This window comes from Streptomyces sp. NPDC026394 (genome assembly GCF_055567735.1).
Window position 1 is genome coordinate 16807 of sequence record NZ_JBVHPX010000012.1, and the last position, 18385, is coordinate 35191.

Annotated in this window: 15 protein-coding genes and 2 pseudogenes; 6 read left to right on the forward strand and 11 right to left on the reverse strand. The window is 70.2% G+C overall.

The annotated features are described in order from the left end of the window. Nucleotides 1–42: 42 nt before the first annotated feature. From ACZ4QV_RS25580 to ACZ4QV_RS25600, 5 genes and pseudogenes are all read left to right on the forward strand, one after another. A pseudogene (locus ACZ4QV_RS25580) lies at nt 43–165 on the forward strand (IS481 family transposase); the annotation flags it as partial. A 655-nt stretch (nt 166–820) separates the two neighbouring features. Continuing rightward, the gene (locus ACZ4QV_RS25585; RefSeq protein ID WP_361591824.1) at nt 821–1915 is read left to right on the forward strand and encodes a ferredoxin reductase; all 1095 of its coding nucleotides are present in this window, start codon (nt 821–823) and stop codon (nt 1913–1915) included. Between the two features lie 22 nt (nt 1916–1937). Continuing rightward, on the forward strand, nt 1938–3020 hold the full coding sequence (locus ACZ4QV_RS25590; protein ID WP_361591851.1) for a fatty acid desaturase family protein: 1083 nt from the start codon (nt 1938–1940) through the stop codon (nt 3018–3020). Between the two features lie 245 nt (nt 3021–3265). Further along, a pseudogene (locus ACZ4QV_RS25595) lies at nt 3266–3527 on the forward strand (DUF6328 family protein); the annotation flags it as partial. A gap of 172 nt (nt 3528–3699) precedes the next feature. Continuing rightward, nucleotides 3700–4227, forward strand: coding sequence for a transposase (locus ACZ4QV_RS25600; RefSeq protein ID WP_467763495.1), 528 nt, complete (start codon nt 3700–3702; stop codon nt 4225–4227). Nucleotides 4228–4258: 31 nt separating this feature from the next. On the opposite strand, the gene ACZ4QV_RS25605 is transcribed toward ACZ4QV_RS25600, so the two are convergent. The 11 genes from ACZ4QV_RS25605 to ACZ4QV_RS25655 form a co-directional block, all read right to left on the reverse strand. Beyond that, complete coding sequence (locus ACZ4QV_RS25605; RefSeq protein ID WP_467763455.1) at nt 4259–6109, reverse strand: ABC transporter ATP-binding protein; 1851 nt, start codon at nt 6107–6109, stop codon at nt 4259–4261. Then, nucleotides 6106–6540: a lasso peptide biosynthesis B2 protein gene (locus ACZ4QV_RS25610; RefSeq protein WP_361591826.1), complete on the reverse strand. Its 435-nt coding sequence runs from the start codon at nt 6538–6540 to the stop codon at nt 6106–6108. Before ACZ4QV_RS25610 ends, ACZ4QV_RS25605 begins: the two co-directional genes overlap by 4 nt. Next, complete coding sequence (locus ACZ4QV_RS25615; protein WP_361153803.1) at nt 6537–6791, reverse strand: lasso peptide biosynthesis PqqD family chaperone; 255 nt, start codon at nt 6789–6791, stop codon at nt 6537–6539. The genes ACZ4QV_RS25610 and ACZ4QV_RS25615 overlap by 4 nt, the downstream gene beginning before the upstream one ends. Nucleotides 6792–6829: 38 nt before the next feature. Continuing rightward, entirely contained in the window at nt 6830–8686 is a 1857-nt protein-coding gene (locus ACZ4QV_RS25620; RefSeq protein ID WP_361591828.1) for a lasso peptide isopeptide bond-forming cyclase, read from the reverse strand. Between the two features lie 27 nt (nt 8687–8713). Next, the gene (locus tag ACZ4QV_RS25625; protein WP_361153799.1) at nt 8714–8824 is read right to left on the reverse strand and encodes a keywimysin-related RiPP; all 111 of its coding nucleotides are present in this window, start codon (nt 8822–8824) and stop codon (nt 8714–8716) included. A gap of 1436 nt (nt 8825–10260) precedes the next feature. After that, complete coding sequence (locus ACZ4QV_RS25630) at nt 10261–10872, reverse strand: hypothetical protein (protein WP_361591830.1); 612 nt, start codon at nt 10870–10872, stop codon at nt 10261–10263. 502 nt (nt 10873–11374) lie between these two features. Continuing rightward, nucleotides 11375–12898, reverse strand: a complete 1524-nt coding sequence (gene adh / locus ACZ4QV_RS25635; protein WP_361153796.1) for an aldehyde dehydrogenase — start codon at nt 12896–12898, stop codon at nt 11375–11377. Next, on the reverse strand, nt 12859–14256 hold the full coding sequence (locus ACZ4QV_RS25640) for a GAF domain-containing protein (protein ID WP_361638769.1): 1398 nt from the start codon (nt 14254–14256) through the stop codon (nt 12859–12861). Before ACZ4QV_RS25640 ends, adh begins: the two co-directional genes overlap by 40 nt. 139 nt (nt 14257–14395) lie before the next feature. Then, nucleotides 14396–15313, reverse strand: a complete 918-nt coding sequence (locus tag ACZ4QV_RS25645) for a hypothetical protein (RefSeq protein ID WP_361591836.1) — start codon at nt 15311–15313, stop codon at nt 14396–14398. After that, nucleotides 15310–16386 (reverse strand): DUF6114 domain-containing protein, encoded by a 1077-nt coding sequence (locus tag ACZ4QV_RS25650; protein WP_361591838.1) that lies wholly within the window; start codon nt 16384–16386, stop codon nt 15310–15312. Before ACZ4QV_RS25650 ends, ACZ4QV_RS25645 begins: the two co-directional genes overlap by 4 nt. Then, entirely contained in the window at nt 16377–16898 is a 522-nt protein-coding gene (locus ACZ4QV_RS25655) for a DUF6230 family protein (protein WP_467763496.1), read from the reverse strand. The genes ACZ4QV_RS25650 and ACZ4QV_RS25655 overlap by 10 nt, the downstream gene beginning before the upstream one ends. A gap of 258 nt (nt 16899–17156) precedes the next feature. On the opposite strand from ACZ4QV_RS25655, the gene ACZ4QV_RS25660 reads away from it, so the two are divergent. Further along, nucleotides 17157–17816, forward strand: coding sequence for a TetR/AcrR family transcriptional regulator (locus ACZ4QV_RS25660; RefSeq protein WP_361591840.1), 660 nt, complete (start codon nt 17157–17159; stop codon nt 17814–17816). The last annotated feature ends 569 nt before the right edge of the window (nt 17817–18385 follow it).

Consider the following 18385-nt stretch of genomic DNA (forward strand, 5'->3'; position numbering starts at 1 on the left):
GGTGCGGATTGTGACGTCTACCGCCGAGTGCAGGAGGCCCTCGTGATCCACCGTAACGCCCCGCTGACCCCGACCGGCCGTCTGTGGCTGGCCCGGTGCGTCGTCGACGACGGCTGGCCGCTGCGCCGGGCCGCGGAATGCTTCCAGGTCAGGGTGGGAACAGCGGTGCCGAGTCCGACGGGCGGCTCGTGCGCCGGAGCGACTGGCGCGCTGAGCTCTCCGTAGGGGCCGTGATACCGGAGCCTGCCGTCCCCGAACCGGCCCCCGCGCGGTCGGCCTCCCTGCCTGAAGAGCTGGCCGGCAGCCGTGCGGAGGTGGCCCAGGAGCGGCGGGACAACTGGCCGACGCGGCCCTACGCCGAGGAAGCCTTGAGCGGTTGACCGTTCCGGGCCGCCCGAGGTGGCGCGATCGTCCGACACGCGCGACGCACGTCTGACGCGCGTTTGGCAAGCATCCTGACGGGCCGTCAGATAGGGGAAGTCGCTCCTGCTCCCGGGGAGACCCGGGAACAGGAGCGGTTTTCGTGTGCTCAATGAGAGCCCGGCGCGGACCGGAGTTGCGGCCGCTTCATGCAGCGGTCGGGCGGCGTGGAATCGACGTCGCCTTCCGGCCAGTTCTACCTGGTCTGTCCTGGCATGTCCTCGCAGTCCATCGCGCTGTGCGGATACGCGCTCGCCGGATTCCGCAGCTCGCGTGTGGCGGGATGTGCCTCCTGGCCGCGCGTCGGTTCGCGCAGTCGTGGTTTCGTTGCCTCAGCCGGGCCCGGGACGACTCGACGTGCGCAGCACTCCTCGTGCTGTGAGGCGAGAGGACTCTGTGGATGCCTGCCGTACCGGCTCTCGTACGTGGATTGCTGACCGCCGTCTCCTGGCTAACCAGCCCGCTCACCCCGGACGACTATCTCGGACTGGTGAACCCCCTCCTCGATGCCCGCTTCCCTGTGGGGCGGGTGACAGCGGTGAGCCCGGAGACCGCGGACGCCAGCACGCTCACCCTCCGGCCCGGCCGGGGGTGGTCGGGGCACCGCGCGGGGCAGTACCTGCCGGTCGGCGTCGAGGTGGACGGCGTATGGCATTGGCGCACGTACTCCCTCACCTCGGTGCCAGGTCGAGAGGACGGGCTCCTGACGATCACTGTCAAGGCGGTGCCCGACGGTACGGTGTCGCCGCGGCTGGTCCATCGGACCTTTCCGGGCACTGTCCTTCGACTCGGCCCGGCACAAGGGGAGTTCGTTTTTCCGGACCAACTTCCGCCCCGAATCCTGATGGTCACCGCAGGCAGCGGCATCACCCCGGTCATGGGCATGCTGCGTACGTTGATGAGTCGCCGAGCCCCGCACCCCGACGTCGTGCTGGTGCACAGTGCGCCCCGTGCCCGGGACAGTATCTTCCACTCCGAACTGCACGCAGCGCATCGGCAGTTGGACTGGCTGGACTATCACGAACACCACTCCCGGCAGCACGGCAGGCTGGCCCCGGAAGATCTGGGTCGGCTCTGCCCCGACTGGCGGGAGCGCGAGACCTGGGCCTGCGGCCCGGCCGGCCTGCTCGACACAGTGGAGGACCACTGGGGCCGTGAGGGCCTTGCCGAGCGTCTCCACGTGGAGCGCTTCCGGCTCACGCCGTTCCTGCCGCCGGAGCCCGACGCCGGCCCCGACCCCGGCTGCCGGGTACTGTTCACGCGCACCGGTGCCGAGAGCACGGCGGACGCCACGACTCCGCTTCTCGTCGTAGGCGAGTCGGCGGGTGTGGCGATGCCGTACGGGTGTCGACGTGGGATCTGCTTCGGCTGCCTCACCCCACTGACGTACGGCCGCGTGCGCGACCTGCGTACCGGCGAAGTCCACGAACGGACCGGCCAGGTGATCCAGACCTGTGTCTCGGCCGCGGCCGGACCGCTGGCCCTTGACGCCTAGCCACCAAGGAGTCCCCGTGACTGTGACCCCGCTCGATTCCACCGAGACGACCCCCGGAAAGCACCTCGGCAAGGATCTCGTCGAGGAACTCGGTGCGGAGCTCGACCGCATCCGCTCCGAGGTCATCGCCGCGCGCGGCGCCGACGACGCCCGTTACATCCGTACCGTGATCGCCACCCAGCGCGGCCTGGAGGCGGGAGGCCGGATGGCTCTGGCCGTCTCGCTGTTCCCGCCCGCCTGGGCGGCGGGTACGGCCATGCTCTCCATCGCCAAGATCCTGGAGAACATGGAGCTGGGCCACAACATCCTGCACGGCCAGTGGGACTGGATGGGCGACCCGGCCATCCACTCGACCACCTGGGAGTGGGACTTCCTCACCCCCGCCGAGGCATGGAAACACACCCATAACCACCTTCATCACACCTGGACCAACGTCGTCGACCGCGACCGGGACCTCGGATACGTCGTCTTCCGGATGAGCGCCGACCAGCGCTGGCGCCCGCGCCATCTCGCCCAGCCGCTCTACAATCTCGTCCTCGCCCCGCTCTTCGAGTGGGGCATCGCGCTGTACGACCTGGAGCCCGATGCCGTCGCCGCGGGACGCAAGACATGGCGGTCCCTCGCGGCCGGCCTGAGCGGGTTCCTGTCCAAGGCCACCCGCCAACTCGCCAAGGACTATGTCCTCTTCCCGCTTCTCGCCGGGCCCTCCGCCCTGCCCTGCCTGCTCGGCAACCTCACCGCCAACACCGTGCGCAATCTGTGGGCCAACACCATCATCTTCTGCGGCCACTTCCCCGGCGACGTCCAGACCTTCACCGAGGAGCACATCGAGGGCGAGACGCGTGGGCAGTGGTACCTGCGGCAGATCCAGGGCTCGGCCAACATCGAGGGCGGCCCGCTCTTCCACATCCTCAGCGGCAACCTCGGCCACCAGATCGAGCACCACGCCTTCCCCGACCTGCCCAGCAACCGCTACGCCGAGATCGCCCCGCGCGTGCGGGAACTCTGCGAGAAGTACGGCATTCCTTACGTCACCGGGCCGTTGTGGCGACAGTACGGCTCCACCTGGGGGCGCATCCTGCGCTTCGCCATACCGGGGAAATGAGCCGCCCGGACCGAATCCAGGTGCTCGTTCGGCGAGTGAGCTCTGGGGCGGGGTGCCCGCACGCCTCGCGGGCCCGAAATGCGCCTCCCGGCCCGGCGACGGTTCGGCGTAGGCCGGGCAGCTTGCTGGAGCATGGCTGAGGAGAGTCACCGTACGCCGCGCGAGGAGCCGACACTGGAGCGGGCCGACGCGATTTCGGCGAGCTGCTCCAGGAGCTGCGGATCATCCAGACCGGCGTCCAGACCCTGTTCGCTCTCTTGCTGACGCTGGCCTTCACCGCCCGCTTTCCCACACTCGACACGGCGCAGCGCGCGATGTACATCACCACGCTGCCGCTCGCGGTGCTCGCGACGGCCCTGTCCACCACGCTGGCCGCGCTGCACCGCACGCTGTTGCAGCGCGGGGCCCGAAATCGTGCAGACCTCCTCCAGGCTCGCAGGGGCGGGCATGAGTGTCCTGATGCTGGCCCTCGCCGGCTCGGTGCTGCTCGTCGTCGACGTGGTGCTCGGCCGGGTCGAGGATGTGATCGCGCGGAGCGCGACCCTATTGGTGTGCGGCGGACTGCGGGAGCTGTTGCCGCAACTCGTCGGGTGGCACGCCGCTCGGGCCGAGGCCCGAGCGGATCCGACGGCGGCTACCGGCTCAGGCCAAGGCGCCGCCGGTGGAGGTCCCGTGACTGCTGGACAGCCAGAGCGTCCGGGCCACCGAGCGGGGTGGCCGGCATGGGTATGGCGGAGCCAAGAAGGTGCCGGGCATCAAACGCCACCTCCTGGTCGACACGCTCGGTCTGGTCCTGGCCGTCTGTGTCAGCCCGGCCAACGTCAGCGACCGCGATGGTGCCGCGGTGCTGTTGGCCCGGTGCGCCGGCAAGTTCCCCCGCTTGCGGCACCTGTGGGCGGACCAGGGCTGCCGGGGCCGGGACTTCCTGGCCTGGGTGCGCGAAGAGACCGGGGTCACCCTCCACATCGTGCGACGCAAAGACGGCGGCTTCCGCGGCACCTGGGCCAGGGCCGACGCCCCGCCTCGCGAGGTACCGCTCTTTGCGGTGGTCCCGCGCCGCTGGGTAGCAGAGCGTAGTTTCGCCTGGCTGGGCCGCTATCGCAGGCTCTCCAAGGACTACGAGTACCTCGCCGCCAGTCAGGAGAACGCGATCTACCTGGCCACGATCATGCTCCTACTGCGCCGCACAGCACGGGTCCTGCCCTGAACGGGGCTTCTCAGACACCCTCTAGGCACGGTCACTGCCGCCGAAATCGCCCGGCGTCTGTGGTGATGGGCGGCGTGCCGGACGGTTGCGGCATCTGGCCGGCGGCCAGTGTGCGGTAGACGGGACTCTCCGCCAGGAGTTCCTCGTGCCTTCCGGAGGCGACGGCCCGGCCGCCCGACAGGACGACGATCCGGTCGGCGTGCCGCACCGTCGACAGCCGGTGCGCGATCACCAAGAGGGCGCATTCCGCCGAGACGTCCCTCATGACCGTGGTCAGCGCGGCCTCGTTGACGGCGTCGAGGTGGGAGGTCGGCTCGTCGAGCAGAAGGAGGGCCGGGCGGGCGAGCAGGGCACGGGCCAGGGCGATCCGTTGCCGTTCCCCGGCCGAGAGCGTGCCCCCTCGCTCGCCGAGTAGGCCGGACAGACCGCCGGGCAGTCTCCGCACGACGTCTTCCAGTTGGGCGAGTTCGACGACACGACGGATCTCGGACTCGTCGGCGTCGGGTACGGCATAGGTGAGGTTGTCCCGCAGTGAGCCGTGCACGACGTGGGTGTTCTGGTCGACGACGGCGATACGGGCCCGGCATTCCCCGCGGCTCAGCTCGCCCGCGGGTTGCCCGTCGAACAGAAGCGTCCCGGTGTCCGGTTCGTAGAACCTGGCCACCAGCGCGAAGATGGTGCTCTTGCCCGCTCCCGACCGGCCCACCAGGGCGACCTGCCGTTGGCGCGGGACGGTGAGGGAGACGCCGCGCAGCACCGGCCGATGCGGGTCGTAGCCGAAGCCGACGTCCCGCAGAGCCAGGGCCGGCGGCTGGCCCGTCCCCGTCGGCGCCGTGGACGTCCGCACGCCGGCGGACGCGGTGAGGGGTCGGGAGGGTTCCGCGGGCAGGGACAGGACCTGTTCGATCCGCCGGTAGGCGCCCATGCCGCGCTGGATGAGGCCGACCGCCCGGAACACCGAGGAAAGCGGCATCACCAGATAGGAGGCGTACAGTAGGAAGGCCACCAGATCACCGAGGGAGTTGGCCTGCCCGCTCACCCGCAGACCGCCGATGACCAGGACGATCAGAAAGGAACCCTGAACGGCGAGTTCGACCGCCGGGCTCATCACCGACGCCAGTTTCGCGGTGCGCACGCCCGCGCCGTACGCCGATTCGACGCGTACTCCGATGCGCTGTCCCTCGCGTTCTTCGGCACGGTGCACCCGTACCATCGGCAGGGCGCCGAGCGCCCGTTCCAGATCGGCGGCGATCGCGCCGATCGCATTCTGCAGGCGTTCGGACGCCGCTCGGATGCCTTTCAGCAGGGAGGCCACGATCAGGGCGGCGAGGGACACGGTCGCGGCGATCAGGAGCAGCAGCAACGGATCGATCAGTGCCATCAGGACGACGGCCCCGACGGCGGCGAGAGCTCCGGTCACCAGGTCGACCAGGGCCTGGGAGACCACTTCCCGCAGCAGGGTGGTGTCCGTGGTCACGCGGGAGATCAGATCGCCGCTCCGGTGCCGGTCGTACTCCTTCATCTCCAGCCGGAGCAGCCGCGCCACCAGGCCGTGGCGCAGCCCCCTGACGATGCCCTCGCCCATGCGCTCCAGGACGAAGCGTCCCACCGAGCCGGTCGCTGCTTCGGTGAGGAACAGCACCGCCAAGGCCAGCAGCAAGGGCCAGGGTACCGGGCCGTGCCCGTGTGCGTCGACGATCCGCTGGGCGACGAGTGGCTGGGCCAGGCCGAGGGCCGAGCCCGCCAGCGTGAGCATCGTGGCGACGACGACGGAGGGCCGGTGGTCGGCGGTGAGCCGGTACATGGTGGCGATCGCGACCCGGGTGGAGCGGTCACCACCGGGCGGCGCCTCCTCGCACGCCGCGGTGGCGGGGTCGGTCACCGGTCCGGCCGGCTGACCTGGGCGACCGTCACCAGCCGGGTGAAGTAGTCGTCCGGTACGCCTTCGTCCACCGGGTGCCCCGCCACCTCGATCCAGGCATGTGCGGTGAAGGGCGGCACCACGCGCACCCCGGTGCACCAGGTCGGCCAGCTTCCGCCCAGCCGGCACAGCAGTGCGGCTCCCAGCGAGCGGGGCAGACATCCGCGCGGCCCGGCGCAGCGCAGGCTCACGGCACACATCGCATCCCGCGCATGCTTGGCCTGGGTGGCGGAGGCCGGTACGGCCCCGCGGCATACGAGGCCGAGCACGGCGCGCAGCCGGCGGGGCGGCAAGAAGGACAGGGCGACGGCGGGGACCAGGACGAGACGTGCCGCCAGGCGCCGGGCGAGGGGAACACCGGCTGGCCGGTCCAGGGCGCTCGGTGTCGTCATTCGGCCAGCCCCGCCGTCCGCAACTCCCGCACCAGGGAGGCGACATCCTGCGCCGCCCGGGACCGGTCAATGTCGTACTCGGCCACCAGTGCGTCGGCCGCCGCTCCTTCGTCACCACCCGCCAGTAGCGTAGTCACCACGAGTGTGCCGCTCGGGCTCAACTCCCAGTAATCACCACCGCGCTCATCCAGGAGAACCGTGCCGTAATCGGTCTTCGCCATGGAGACATTGGCGCCGAACCGCAGTGCCATGAGAGAACACCTTCTTTCGTGAGCCGACGGGGAGTGCGCTAGCGAGCCGTACCGGCCTGGCCTGCTGTGACCTGTGAGAGGCCGCGCAGCCACACTTCGCAGGCGATGGTCGAGTACAGGATCGCGTCCCTCAGTCCTGGCGCGGAGGGACGTTGCGCAAGCCGGCGCAGAACGGCGCCGTCCACCAGGCCCAGGCGCTCCAGGTGCGAGTTCTCCCACAGCGCCATCAGGTCACCGCGGTGTTCCCGCAGCCCGTTGGAGGCGTCCATGGAAGCCTGGGCCTTGTTGGTGCGCTGCAGGCAGATCTGCGGTACGACTCCCTGCATGGCGGCGGTCAGAAGGGGTTTGTACCGCCAGGGCGACACCCGTTCGCCGGGGCGCACCGCGAGGCACGCTTCGATCACACGGTCGTCGAAGAACGGTGAGGCCATGGGCAGCCCGGCCCCGGCCGCCATGCGGTCCCATTGCCGGACGATGCGCGTGCAGGACCGGATCTGTTCCAGATCAGTGTGCAGGCCGCGGTCCGGATGCAGGGGCACCGCACACTGGGCCGCCGCGCCCAGTGCCTGTTCGGCCATCCGCTCGGCCTCGGGGGTGACCCAGCCGAAAAGGCGCGGTGGCACGCCCCAGCCGAGACCGCTGCTGACGGACGTGGGCAGCGGGTCACGCAAGCGATGGCCGGAGTCCGCCAGCCACTTGCCGTACGGGCGGGTGTCGGCGAGGGCGCGCACCGTGCCGCCGAGAGGCCATTGCCACAGCGCCCGGAAACCGCGCAATTGCTTCAGCGCGAACAGCGGGCGGGTCCGCACCAACCGGTGGTAGTACGCCTCGGAGCACCAGGCCACGTTATCGCCTCCGATGCCGGTCAGATGCAGCCGGCTGCCCTGCCGCGCCAGGCCCGGCAGGTGATGCAGGACCCGTGACCGATCCATGACACCGATAGTCGGTTCGTCCAGCAGATCGTCGATACCGAGCAGGTCGGTGTAGACCAGCGGGGAGGCATCAGCGTCCCACACCACGTGCTCGACATCGGGCAGGAACGTGGCGGCCTGTTCGGCCCAGTACAGGTCGGTGTCGGCGGGATCGCGCCCCGGCCAGGTGCTGGCCACCACCCGGGACGGCGACCGGTCCGCCAGGAAACAGATGGACGTGGAGTCCAGGCCGCCCGACAGGTCGCAACTGACCACGCCGCCGTGCCGCGTACGGGCATCGACGGCCTCGGTGAGTGCCTCGCGGACGAGGGGCGCGTTCTCGGCGAGCGGTCGGTCCGGCTCAGGCGGTGTCCACCAGCGCGACCGGCGTGCCGTACGCCCGTCCGCCGAGATGATCAGCGCGTCCTGCGGAGGCACGGCGGTGACCCCACGCCAGACCGACGTCTCGCACAGCGGATGCGGGACGGGCCACAACAGCCGGACCGCCAACTGCTCCTCATCGGGCCCGGTGCCGAGCGCGGCAGCGAGAATATCGGCCCGGGTAGCCGCCACCTGCACACCGCCGATGGCGGCGTGGAACACCAGCCGGAGGCCGGACGCGGTTCCCTGCACCCTGATCCGGCCGTCGAGTACCGCCACGAGGTGGCAGCTGCCGGGCAGCGTGCGTGCCAGAACGTCGAGGTCGGCGAGGTCCCGCAACCGTCCGGCCCGGCGCTCCAGTTCGGCAGTGTCGAGCGGGCAGCAACCGACCGCCGCGACGGCGGCCGTCCCCACGCGGGCGGCCACGATCTCCTCGTCGTGCCACCGGCCGACCAGCCAGGGCCGCCCCGAGGGGTGCGGGAGGACGCGGGCTCCTGGGCGGGTGACGGAGCGGGCCGCGGCAGCCGCGTCCTCGCGGTCGGTGAAAACCGCGAAATGCGCGTCGCCGCGGCCCGGACCCGCACTTTCGTGCGATTCAGTCATGGCTTCGATTTAACGAGCCGTGGACCGTCAGTTCTTGCTCAGAACGAGACGGTCGTTTCCGTGCCGCGCGAGCAGCCCGGTCTTCTGCCGGAATGAACCCAGTCGTACGAGCGTCGGGGCTTCGTAAGCCTTCTTCATGACGTCTCCTCGATGTGGTGAGCGCCGCTCTCCAGGAACGGCCACCTGTCGGCACGCCGACTCGTGGTCGCCCGTGTCCAGGCCCGTCGGGAACTTGGAACCAAAGAGCGGAGGCGCATGTCAAAGGCTAGCTGTGAGTCACCTGTGATGCGCAATGGAAAATGGAGAAGTCATTTTATATGAAGTAGTGCACCTGGGCGAAAGATTACATAATTGTTTCTATTTTGTTCGTCTGCGGGGGAAGCGTGGCCATTTGGTGACATGGCGCTTCCGATGGGTGCGGTGTCTCCTCATGCGGGAGGGGCGCGTGCCAGTGACTGTGGCGCAGTAGTGGTACTTGGCCGTGGCAGAGCTATGAACCAGGTGCATAGTCCAGCAGAGGCGAGGTTGCCTCCAGGTCTCCGAGGCTCGTGCGCCACGTCCGCCGCCGTCTGGGCCGGTGACGAGGCCGCGGGCATCTACCGGTCCGACGAGGGTGCGCCACGGTAGGCGGACCCGCTGCTGGGTGTGCCGTGACAGTGCGTGGCCGAGGACGCTCGGGCCGGAAATGGGGCTGGAGTCGGCCAAGTGTCCTAGACTCCTTAAGCAGACAGGGACCACGAGACACATCGAAAGTCCGCCGTCACAGTCAGAGCCTGACGCTGTCGGGGATCTTGGAAATGGCAGATACCGGGTGCCGACTCGCGGATCAGCGGCTGCGGGTCTCTCATTTCGGTGTCCTGGCGCCAGGGTCTCCGGCCTGCGCGTAGGTCGGATCGTGGGGCGCGGCGTGTGCGAGGCGCCCGGGAGACGGACGGCAACATCGCAGGACACGTCTGCGAGTCGGCAGCCAGGTCAACGTCTTCATCGACGGGCCCGGCGAGCCGGTGAACAAGCGGAACGCCGGGTACGGGTCGCCTGCCAGTGCGGCGCTACCCTCCGTGTCACCCTCACCATCCCCGGCGAGAAGTGCCGCACCTGCGGTACCCGGTACGGGCACAGTGAGATTTTCCACCTTGCCGCTCGCCGGCCGCGTCGAGAGGAGCGCGGCGTGTACCAGCCGGAGCTGCAGACTCCGCGACCCGCGCCCGTCATCTGCCTCACCAAGTGGCGACTCGCGCGAAAGTGTCCTGCGCCTTTGCGGTTCGTGTTCCGGGTACCTCGCACCCGCTGCGACGCACAGCCTGGCGTAAGCCCACGCCAGAGACCCTGATATCAGGACCCGGCGTGAGAGGCTCACGGACGCTGAGCTGCGAGTCGGCACCGGGGCCTCTGACCGCACGGGCCAGTGTGCGTGCAGATCGCATACGACGAAAGCGCCCAGCTGAGAGATCTCAGCCGGGCGCTTGTCGGGGCCCGCACTCCGTCGGCTACCCGTCAGTGCGCAGCAGTCACCGGGTGCGTTGCTCCGGGCCGGTTCTTCTGTCCTCCTGCGGCGAACCGCTCACCGCAGGTGTTCAGCAGGGCAGCGTGGTCTTGCCAGCAGCGCCGGTGGAGCCGGTGGTGCCATCCGCGAACGCCGTGGCGTCGGTGCCGTTGCCTCCGGGCTTACCGGGGCACACCGGGCTGGCCGCGCCCCCGGCGCCGCCCTTGCCGCCCGTGTGGCCGCCGTCGACGACGGCTGCACCCCCGTTGCCACCCTTGCCGCCGGCGATACCGGCGCCGGCATCGCCGACACCGCCCACCCCGCCCTTGCCGCCGGTGCCGCCGAGCTTGGCCGCACCGCCATAGCCGCCGTTGCCGCCATTGCCGTTGGCCCCGCCGGCGCCGCCCGTGCCGCCGGCCCCGCCGACGGTTGCGATACCGGTGGCGTTGCCTCCGGCACCTCCGGTGCCTCCGTTGCCGTTGGCACCCGCGGCGCCACCGGTGCCGCCCAGGCCGCCGATGCCCCCGAGGGTTCCGACCCCGTTGGCGCCGTTGGCGCCGGGGGCCCCCGCAGCGGTGCGGGTCGGTGCGCCGCCCGTACCGGGCTGGGCGGAGGCGAGGGCGGGAGTGAGGGCGAGGCCGGCCACGGCGATCGCCGCGACCAGGAAGGTCCGTGCAGTGTCCGTGGTGCGCATGGTGCGCATGGTGCACTTCCTTCGGTTTTCAGGTGGAGAGATTTTCCGCCTGACACCCCTCAATGTAGGGAAGGGCGGCGCACCGGCGCAATGCAGAGAATGAACAAATGCATTTAAATAGGCTGAATCATGCGAACTTTGGCTGAGAAGTCCAAATTTTATATCCGTTATCGACAATGCTCTGCTCTCTGTCACCTCGACTCCCAGGTTGTGGGGAGTGAGTCGGCCGCCGGAGCGCCAGGGCGAGCAGCGACCCAGCCGTCGCCCGCCGCTGCCACTACCGAAAACGCACCTCAGGACACGATCCGCTGCTGGAGTACTAAAGCGGAGGAGGCGCTCCTGCGGGGTGAAGCGCGGTTTTGGTCCGTGACTGGTCCGGAAGAGCTGGTCAGGACGGGTGTGGCGGTGGGAGGAACTGGGAGGTGTAGCGCAAACCGGGCCTGGCTCTGGGTGAGTCCAGCGGAAGGCGCCTGACGGGTATAAGCCCAGGTCAGGCGCCTCTTTCATGGGCTCAGAAGAGGCCCAGCTTCTTCGGCGAATACGACACCAACAGATTCTTCGTCTGCTGATAGTGATCCAGCATCATCCTGTGCGTCTCGCGCCCGATGCCCGACTGCTTGTAGCCGCCGAAGGCGGCGTGGGCCGGGTAGGCGTGGTAGCAGTTGGTCCAGACGCGGCCGGCCTGGATGGTGCGGCCGGCGCGGTAGGCGGTGTTGGTGTCGCGGGTCCAGACGCCGGCGCCGAGGCCGTAGAGGGTGTCGTTGGCGAGGGTCATGGCGTGGTCGAAGTCGGTGAAGGGGGTGACGGCGACGACCGGGCCGAAGATTTCCTCCTGGAAGACGCGCATGTCGTTGGTGCCTTCGAGGATGGTGGGGCGGACGTAGTAGCCGCCTTCCAGTTCGCCGCCGAGTTCGGCGCGGGTGCCGCCGGTGAGGACGCGGGCGCCTTCCTTCTGGCCGATGTCGAGGTAGGAGAGGATCTTTTCGAGCTGGTCGTTGGATGCCTGGGCGCCGATCATCGTGTCGGTGTCCAGGGGGTGGCCCTGGACGATCTGTTCGGTGCGGGCGACGCCGGCGGCCAGGAAGTCCTGGTAGTGGCCCTGCTGGATGAGGGCGCGGGAGGGGCACGTGCAGACTTCGCCCTGGTTGAGGGCGAACATGGTGAAGCCTTCCAGGGCCTTGTCGAGGAAGTCGTCGTCGGCTGCGGAGACGTCGGCGAAGAACAGGTTGGGGCTCTTGCCGCCCAGTTCGAGGGTGACCGGCTTCAGGTTCTCCGAGGCGTACTGCATGATCAGGCGGCCGGTCGTGGTCTCGCCGGTGAAGGAGATCTTCGCGACGCGCGGGCTGGCGGCGAGGGGCTTGCCGGCCTCCACGCCGAAGCCGTTGACGATGTTGACGACGCCGGGCGGCAGCAGGTCGGCGACCAGGCTCATCCAGTAGTGGATGGAGGCGGGCGTCTGCTCGGCGGGCTTGAGGACGGCGGCGTTGCCCGCGGCGAGGGCGGGGGCCAGTTTCCAGGCGGCCATGAGGATCGGGAAGTTCCAGGGGATGATCTGGGCGACGACGCCGAGCGGCTCGTGGAAGTGGTACGCGACGGTGTCGTCGTCCAGCTGGGAGAGGCTGCCCTCCTGGGCGCGGACGGCGCCGGCGAAGTAGCGGAAGTGGTCGATGGCGAGGGGGAGGTCGGCGGCCAGCGACTCGCGGACGGGCTTGCCGTTCTCCCAGGTTTCGGCGACCGCGAGGGACTGGAGGTTGTCCTCCATACGGTCGGCGATCTTGTTGAGGATCCGGGCGCGTTCGGCGGGCGAGGTACGGCCCCAGGCGGGCGCGGCGGCGTGGGCGGCGTCGAGGGCGCGTTCCACGTCCTCGGCCGTACCGCGGGCGATCTCGGTGAACGGCTGCCCGGTGACCGGGGTCGGGTTCTCGAAGTACTGCCCCTTGGCGGGCGGTACGTATGCGCCGCCGATCCAGTGGTCGTAGCGAGGCCGGTACGCCATCACGGCATCGGCGGCACCAGGGTTCGCGTAACGGGCCATGAGAGCTCCCCATCGCTGTCGGGTCGGTCGCGCCCCCGCTCCCGCGGCGGGGCGCCGGTGCGCAGGCTAGGGGCGGGATCGTTGCGGGGACGTTGCGAGGGCGGCGGGAGCGCGTACGCCGTGCGGAGCCGTGTCGCGGTGGAGGCCGGTCCGGTGTCTCCGGGCAGGGCGGTGGCCGCCAGGGCCTCCCAGACCTCCAGGTCGTGTTCGCCCCAGGGGGTGTCGGCCCACAGGCGTAACGTTTCCGGAGTGCGGTGGGTGAGGACGGAGCGCCGTAGCCGGTCTTCGAGGAGGGAACGGAGGCGGCGGACACCGGGGGCCTCGGAGCGGGGGAGAAGAGGGCCTCGGTAGCCGCGGAGCGCGGCCGGCAGGTCGCCGGCGGTCAGGTCCGTCTCCACGGCGTCCGCGTCCGTCTCGACGGTTCTGGTCAGGCGGTACGGGCGTGAGGCGAGCAGCGGACCCACGACGTGGCGCAGCCGGGACAGCTCCGCGCGCAGCGTCACCGGCCGCACGTCACGTTCGCCGTAGAGCAGCGTGGCCAGTTGGTCGCCTGCCAGTCCTTCCGGGTGCCGGGCCAGCAGCAGGACGATCTCGCTGTGCCGGCGGCCGAGTCGCAGGGTCCGGCCGTCGGTGGTGAGGAGGGCCTCGTCCCGGGCGAGCACGGTCAGGTGTACCGCGGGTGCCGGGTGTTTCGCGTACTTCGCGTACGAGGCCAGGTGTGCTTCGGCGGCACGGGCGGTGGCCTGGACGAGGGCCAGGCTGTGCGGGCTGGCTAGGTGGTCGCCGCCGGTGATGTCCACGGCGCCCAGCAGCCGCCCCGTCCGCAGGTCGTGCAGGGGCGCCGCCGCGCACGTCCACTGCTGTACGCGCTTGTTGTAGTGCTCGGTCGCGAAGATCTGTACGGCGTGGTCGGCGGCCAGCGCGGTGCCGGGCGCGTTCGTACCGGCGTGCCGTTCGTCCCAGCGCGCGCCGGGCACGAAGTTCATGCGCTCCGCATGGCGGCGGACGCCCGGGTGACCTTCGACCCAGAGCATCCGGCCCTGCGGGTCGCAGACGGCGAGGACGTGGGCGCCGTCGTGGGCGATGGTGCCCAGGAGGTCGCGGAAGACGGGCATGGCGCGGGCCAGCGGGTGTCCGTCGCGGTAGGCGCGCAGTTCCGGCTCGTCGAGGTCGATCGGCGCGGGCCCGTCGAGTGTCGCGCGCGCGGACGCCGACCGGCGCCAGGAGTCGGCCACCACCTGGCGCACGGGCTGCGCCACCGGCCCGCCCGCCAGGAACGTCTCGTGGGCGTGCCGCAGGGTGCGGGTGTGCTCCGCGGGGTCGGTTCCCGTCTCCATCGCCAGCCAAGGGTTGACCACGCGTCACCTCTCCGTTGCGGTTCCTGCCCCCGTCCCGTACGCCGATGGTGCTCGTACGGGGTGGCGCAGTAAAGGCCGGGGGCAGGGCCGGGGGAGGCGGGGGCGATGTCGTGGTTGCGGGCCGGGGCCGTGCGTACGGTCAGGTGGGGGCCGCCCGGCTCGCGGGAACGAGGTCCGACGTGGCCCGCCAATGCGCTTTCGGGAGGCCCACCAGCCCGTACAGCCCGCGGACGGGGGAGCGGCGCGGCAGGAGAAGCGTTCCTGCCACGGCGGCGAAGGCCGTGAGGCCGACGGGGTAGCCGAGGAAGCGGACCAGCGTGCTCGCCAGGACGGCGCCGGCCAGAGGCAGCCCGTAGAGACCGGCTCCCGCGACGGCTACGGCGAGGAGGCGCGGGACCTTGCGGTCCTGGGCACCACCCGGCAGAAGCCACCCTTCGGCCAGCCAGCCGATCTCCACCAGCAGCATCGTGCCGATGACGGCGGCGCCGAGGAGCAGGAGGGTGAGGAAGGTGCCGGAGGTGAGGAAGCGCAGGACGTTGTTGACGACGCTCTCCTCCGGCCAGGCGCGCAGCGCGGCGCCGTCCGTCGTCAGGAAGCGGCGGTAGCCCTGGCCGTCCCAGCCGTGTACGAGGGTGCCGAAGAGCAGGAAGGAGCCGCCGACGCAGTTCAGGTACGCCCAGTAGCCCGCGCCGACCAGGCACAGTGCCTGCGCGAGCAGGAAGCCGAGGAGGGCGGCGATCACGACGCCGCCTGCGTAGAGGAGGGGGAAGCCCGCCCAGACGCCGCGGTGCCCGTCGGCGATGTGCATCGTCGCCCAGGACGGGTTCTGCCACATCAGGAACAGGCCGGTGGGCACCAGCAGCACCGCCGCGTACAGGAGCGTCAGACACAGGTACGGGTTCGCGGCGCGGCTGACGAGACGCGGGGCGAGCCGTGCGGGCAGCCCGGTGCGGTCGGCGGCTCGGCGTTCGAGGAACTGTAGCTGCCGGGCGGCGGAGAGCGCGAACGTCGAGCCGATGGCGTACGCCCAGAACAGCGCGGCCGGCAGCCCGATCATGCCGTCCCCGCTCCCGGCTCGGCTTCCGTCCCCGTTCCCGGTCCGGTTCCCGGCCCTGTTGTCGGCCCGGCGTCGAGGGTCAGTCCGTCCGCGACGATCAGGTCGGAGGTGACCAGGGCCTGTTCGGCGTCCACGTCGGTCATGAAGACGAAAGGCGGCACGACGGGCGGTACCGGGAGGGTGTCCGGGGTGAAGGTCAGGCAGATCAGCCCTTCCAGACAGCCGCTGAACTTGGTGAGGTAGAGCGTCACATTGCCGCTGAGATCCAGGCTGCGGGCGCCGAGGCTGAGTTGTGGGCCGCCCGCGTCACGGGTGGTCAGCCGGTAGTCCGTGAGGGATGCGGCCTTCATACGGAGGACCATCGCCCTGACCGGCCCGTCCGCCGTCTGCACCTCGGTGACACCGGCCAGCATGAAGCCCTTCGGCGCGAACATGGTCGTGGTCACCGTCGGCGGGACGGGCGGGGCGGGGATACCGGCCGCCGCCGCGTGCGCGGGTTCGGCGGGGGTGCCGACAGCCGCGATCAGGACGAACGGCAGTGTTACGGCGAGTGTTCTGTTCCGGCCCTTGTCATCCTTGTCGTCCGTGCCGGGCGCGGCTGTGTCCTTCTGCGGGAGGGGCGAGGCGGGTCTCCCGTCCCCCTCGTCTCCGTCCCCCTCATCTTCCTCGTTCTCCTCCGCCTCCTCCCGCAGCGGCGTCCACCCGAACCCCATCGCGCTGCCCGCGATGCCCAGCCCCATCCCCAGCAGGAAGCCGCCCAGGTTGGTCGCGGCGAAGGACAGGACGGACAGGATCAGCGCGTGCAGACTCACGTAATGGTGCGCTGCCGGGCGCAGCCACAGGAACAGCCCGGCCACGATCAGCGCCAGCCCGATGCCGATCGCGGCCAGCCCGCCCAGGCCGAGGCTGATCAGTACGGTCAGCGGCGACAGCGGTACGAGCAGCAGTTCCGCGCCGCCCAGGATCAGCAGCAGCCCGGCCCAGAACGGCCGGGTCCGCCGCCAGTCGCGGAACGCCGCCCGCCGCTCGGGCCAGGGGAGCCGGACGGCCGGGCGCCGGGTGGTCAGAAGCACTTCTTGCCGTCCAGACTCACGTCCAGCCGCAGACCCTTGAGGCGGAAGTTGCCGCCGGTGGCGGACCACGCGTGGGATCTGACCCCGGCGACCTCGATGTCCCCGGCCTGGAGGCCGAACTTGCCCTTCTCGCCCTGGACGCCGGGCACCTGGTCGAGGGTGGAGGCGTCCCGCCCGATCTGCGCCGTACCGAAGCGCGCGTCGCCCACCAGGTCCTCGGCGTCGATGACGAGGCTGTCGGCGGTGACCTGCCCGGCGTCGCCGCCGGCGGTCAGCTTGAACACCACCGTGCCCAGCGGTGTCTTGACCTCGGCCGCCTGACAGATGTCGCTCAGTGTGGCCTTGCCCAGCCCGAGCAGCGCGACGGGGTGGCCCTTGCCTCCCACGTCGCGGTCGGTGTGTACGTACGAGGCCAGCCCCTGGCTGGTGAGCTTGCCCGACGAGACCTGGAAGTTGGTGCCCGATACGGCGAACGACGCGGCCAGTGCGCCCTCGGCCATCACCGAGGCCATCGCGCCGACCGCGAGCACCGCGGGGATCGCCGTGACCGCGGTCTTCTTCCAGGAGGTGCGTCCCTGCGGCAACGGCCGCCTTTTCTTGCTCACTGCTTCCTCCCCGGGGCAGCGATGGGACGGCTGCCGTGCGCAGCCGTGGACACGTGCGAGCGCGCGAGGGAAGTGCCTGGTGGAGCTGCCACGGGACGAAGCCGCAGGTGGCGTACTTCTGCCATACTGCGGAAAATCCGCGGCAGTTGGAGACTAGGGCTCGAATTGAATAATAGTCAACAGCGCGGACCCGGTGTCCCACGGGTCGCCCGCGTCACCGAGCGTTCGCAGGCACGTCGTGCCGAACTGATCGCCACCGGAAGGAGACTGTTCGCCGACACCTCCTACGACGCCCTGTCCATGGACGACATCGCCCGCCAGGCCGGTGTCGCCAAGGGCCTGATCTACTACTACTTCAAGAACAAGCGCGGCTACTACCTCGCCATCATCGAGGACGCCGTCGCGGAACTGGTCCGGCGCGCCGCGAGCACCCACGACCTGCCGCCTGTGGAGCGGGTCCAGCACACGATCGACGGCTATCTGCGCTACGCCCAGCACCACCAGGCGGCCTACCGCGCCATCGTCACGGGCGGCGTCGGCTTCGACGCGCAGGTGCTCGCGATCCGGGCGGAGGTCCGGGAACGGCTGCTCGGCACCATCGCGCACGCTGCCTGGGGCCGTGAGGACATCCCCGCACTGGCCCGTACGGCGCTGGTCGGCTGGCTCTCCAGCGTCGAGGGCGTCACCCTCGAATGGATCGCACGGCAGGAACTGGACCGGGAGACGGTCGGCTCGCTGCTGGTCCGGGGGCTCGGGGACACCTTACGGCTGATCGAGGAGTACGAGCCCACCTGTCCGGCGCCCAGCCGGCCGCCTGTTCCCTGACGTGCGCCGGGGCCTGGGGTCGTGTTGGCGGGGGTGGGCCAGGGATGATGGTGACAGGTGTGGGTCAGGGCTGGTTGTGGTGGGTGTGGGGCACGGCCGGTTGTTGGCGGGGGCGTCTTGGCGGGGAGTTTTCCGCCGTTCTGACGGAACCCGCCGACGGGATTCTCGACAAAGTCAGCACCCGCACCCATTGAATGTTCGACTCGGTTCACCAAGGCAACCACCGTGTCCCTGGAGGCTTTTTCTCTGGGGATACGGCCTTGTGTCTCTTGTCTTGCCGTAGCACGCGACCCTGCTCAGTTTCCCGCCAACGCCCCTGAGCGCGTGGCTTGATGGGGGAGGGGGCGAGGTGAGCGCCGGGGCGGGTAAAGGCGCGACATTTGTTTATTGTGAAACATGGTCTTTGGTGCGGGCCAATCGCTGGGCAGGGGGCGATTCCCTCGTACGTCGGAGTCATGGCATGATCACGCAGATCCGTTTCGCGCATCGTCGCGAGCGTCCTGTCGTCGTGAGGCGCTGCCCACGGAGCCGACTCCGTCGTGGCGTACCCCACCCCACGTCCCCTAGGG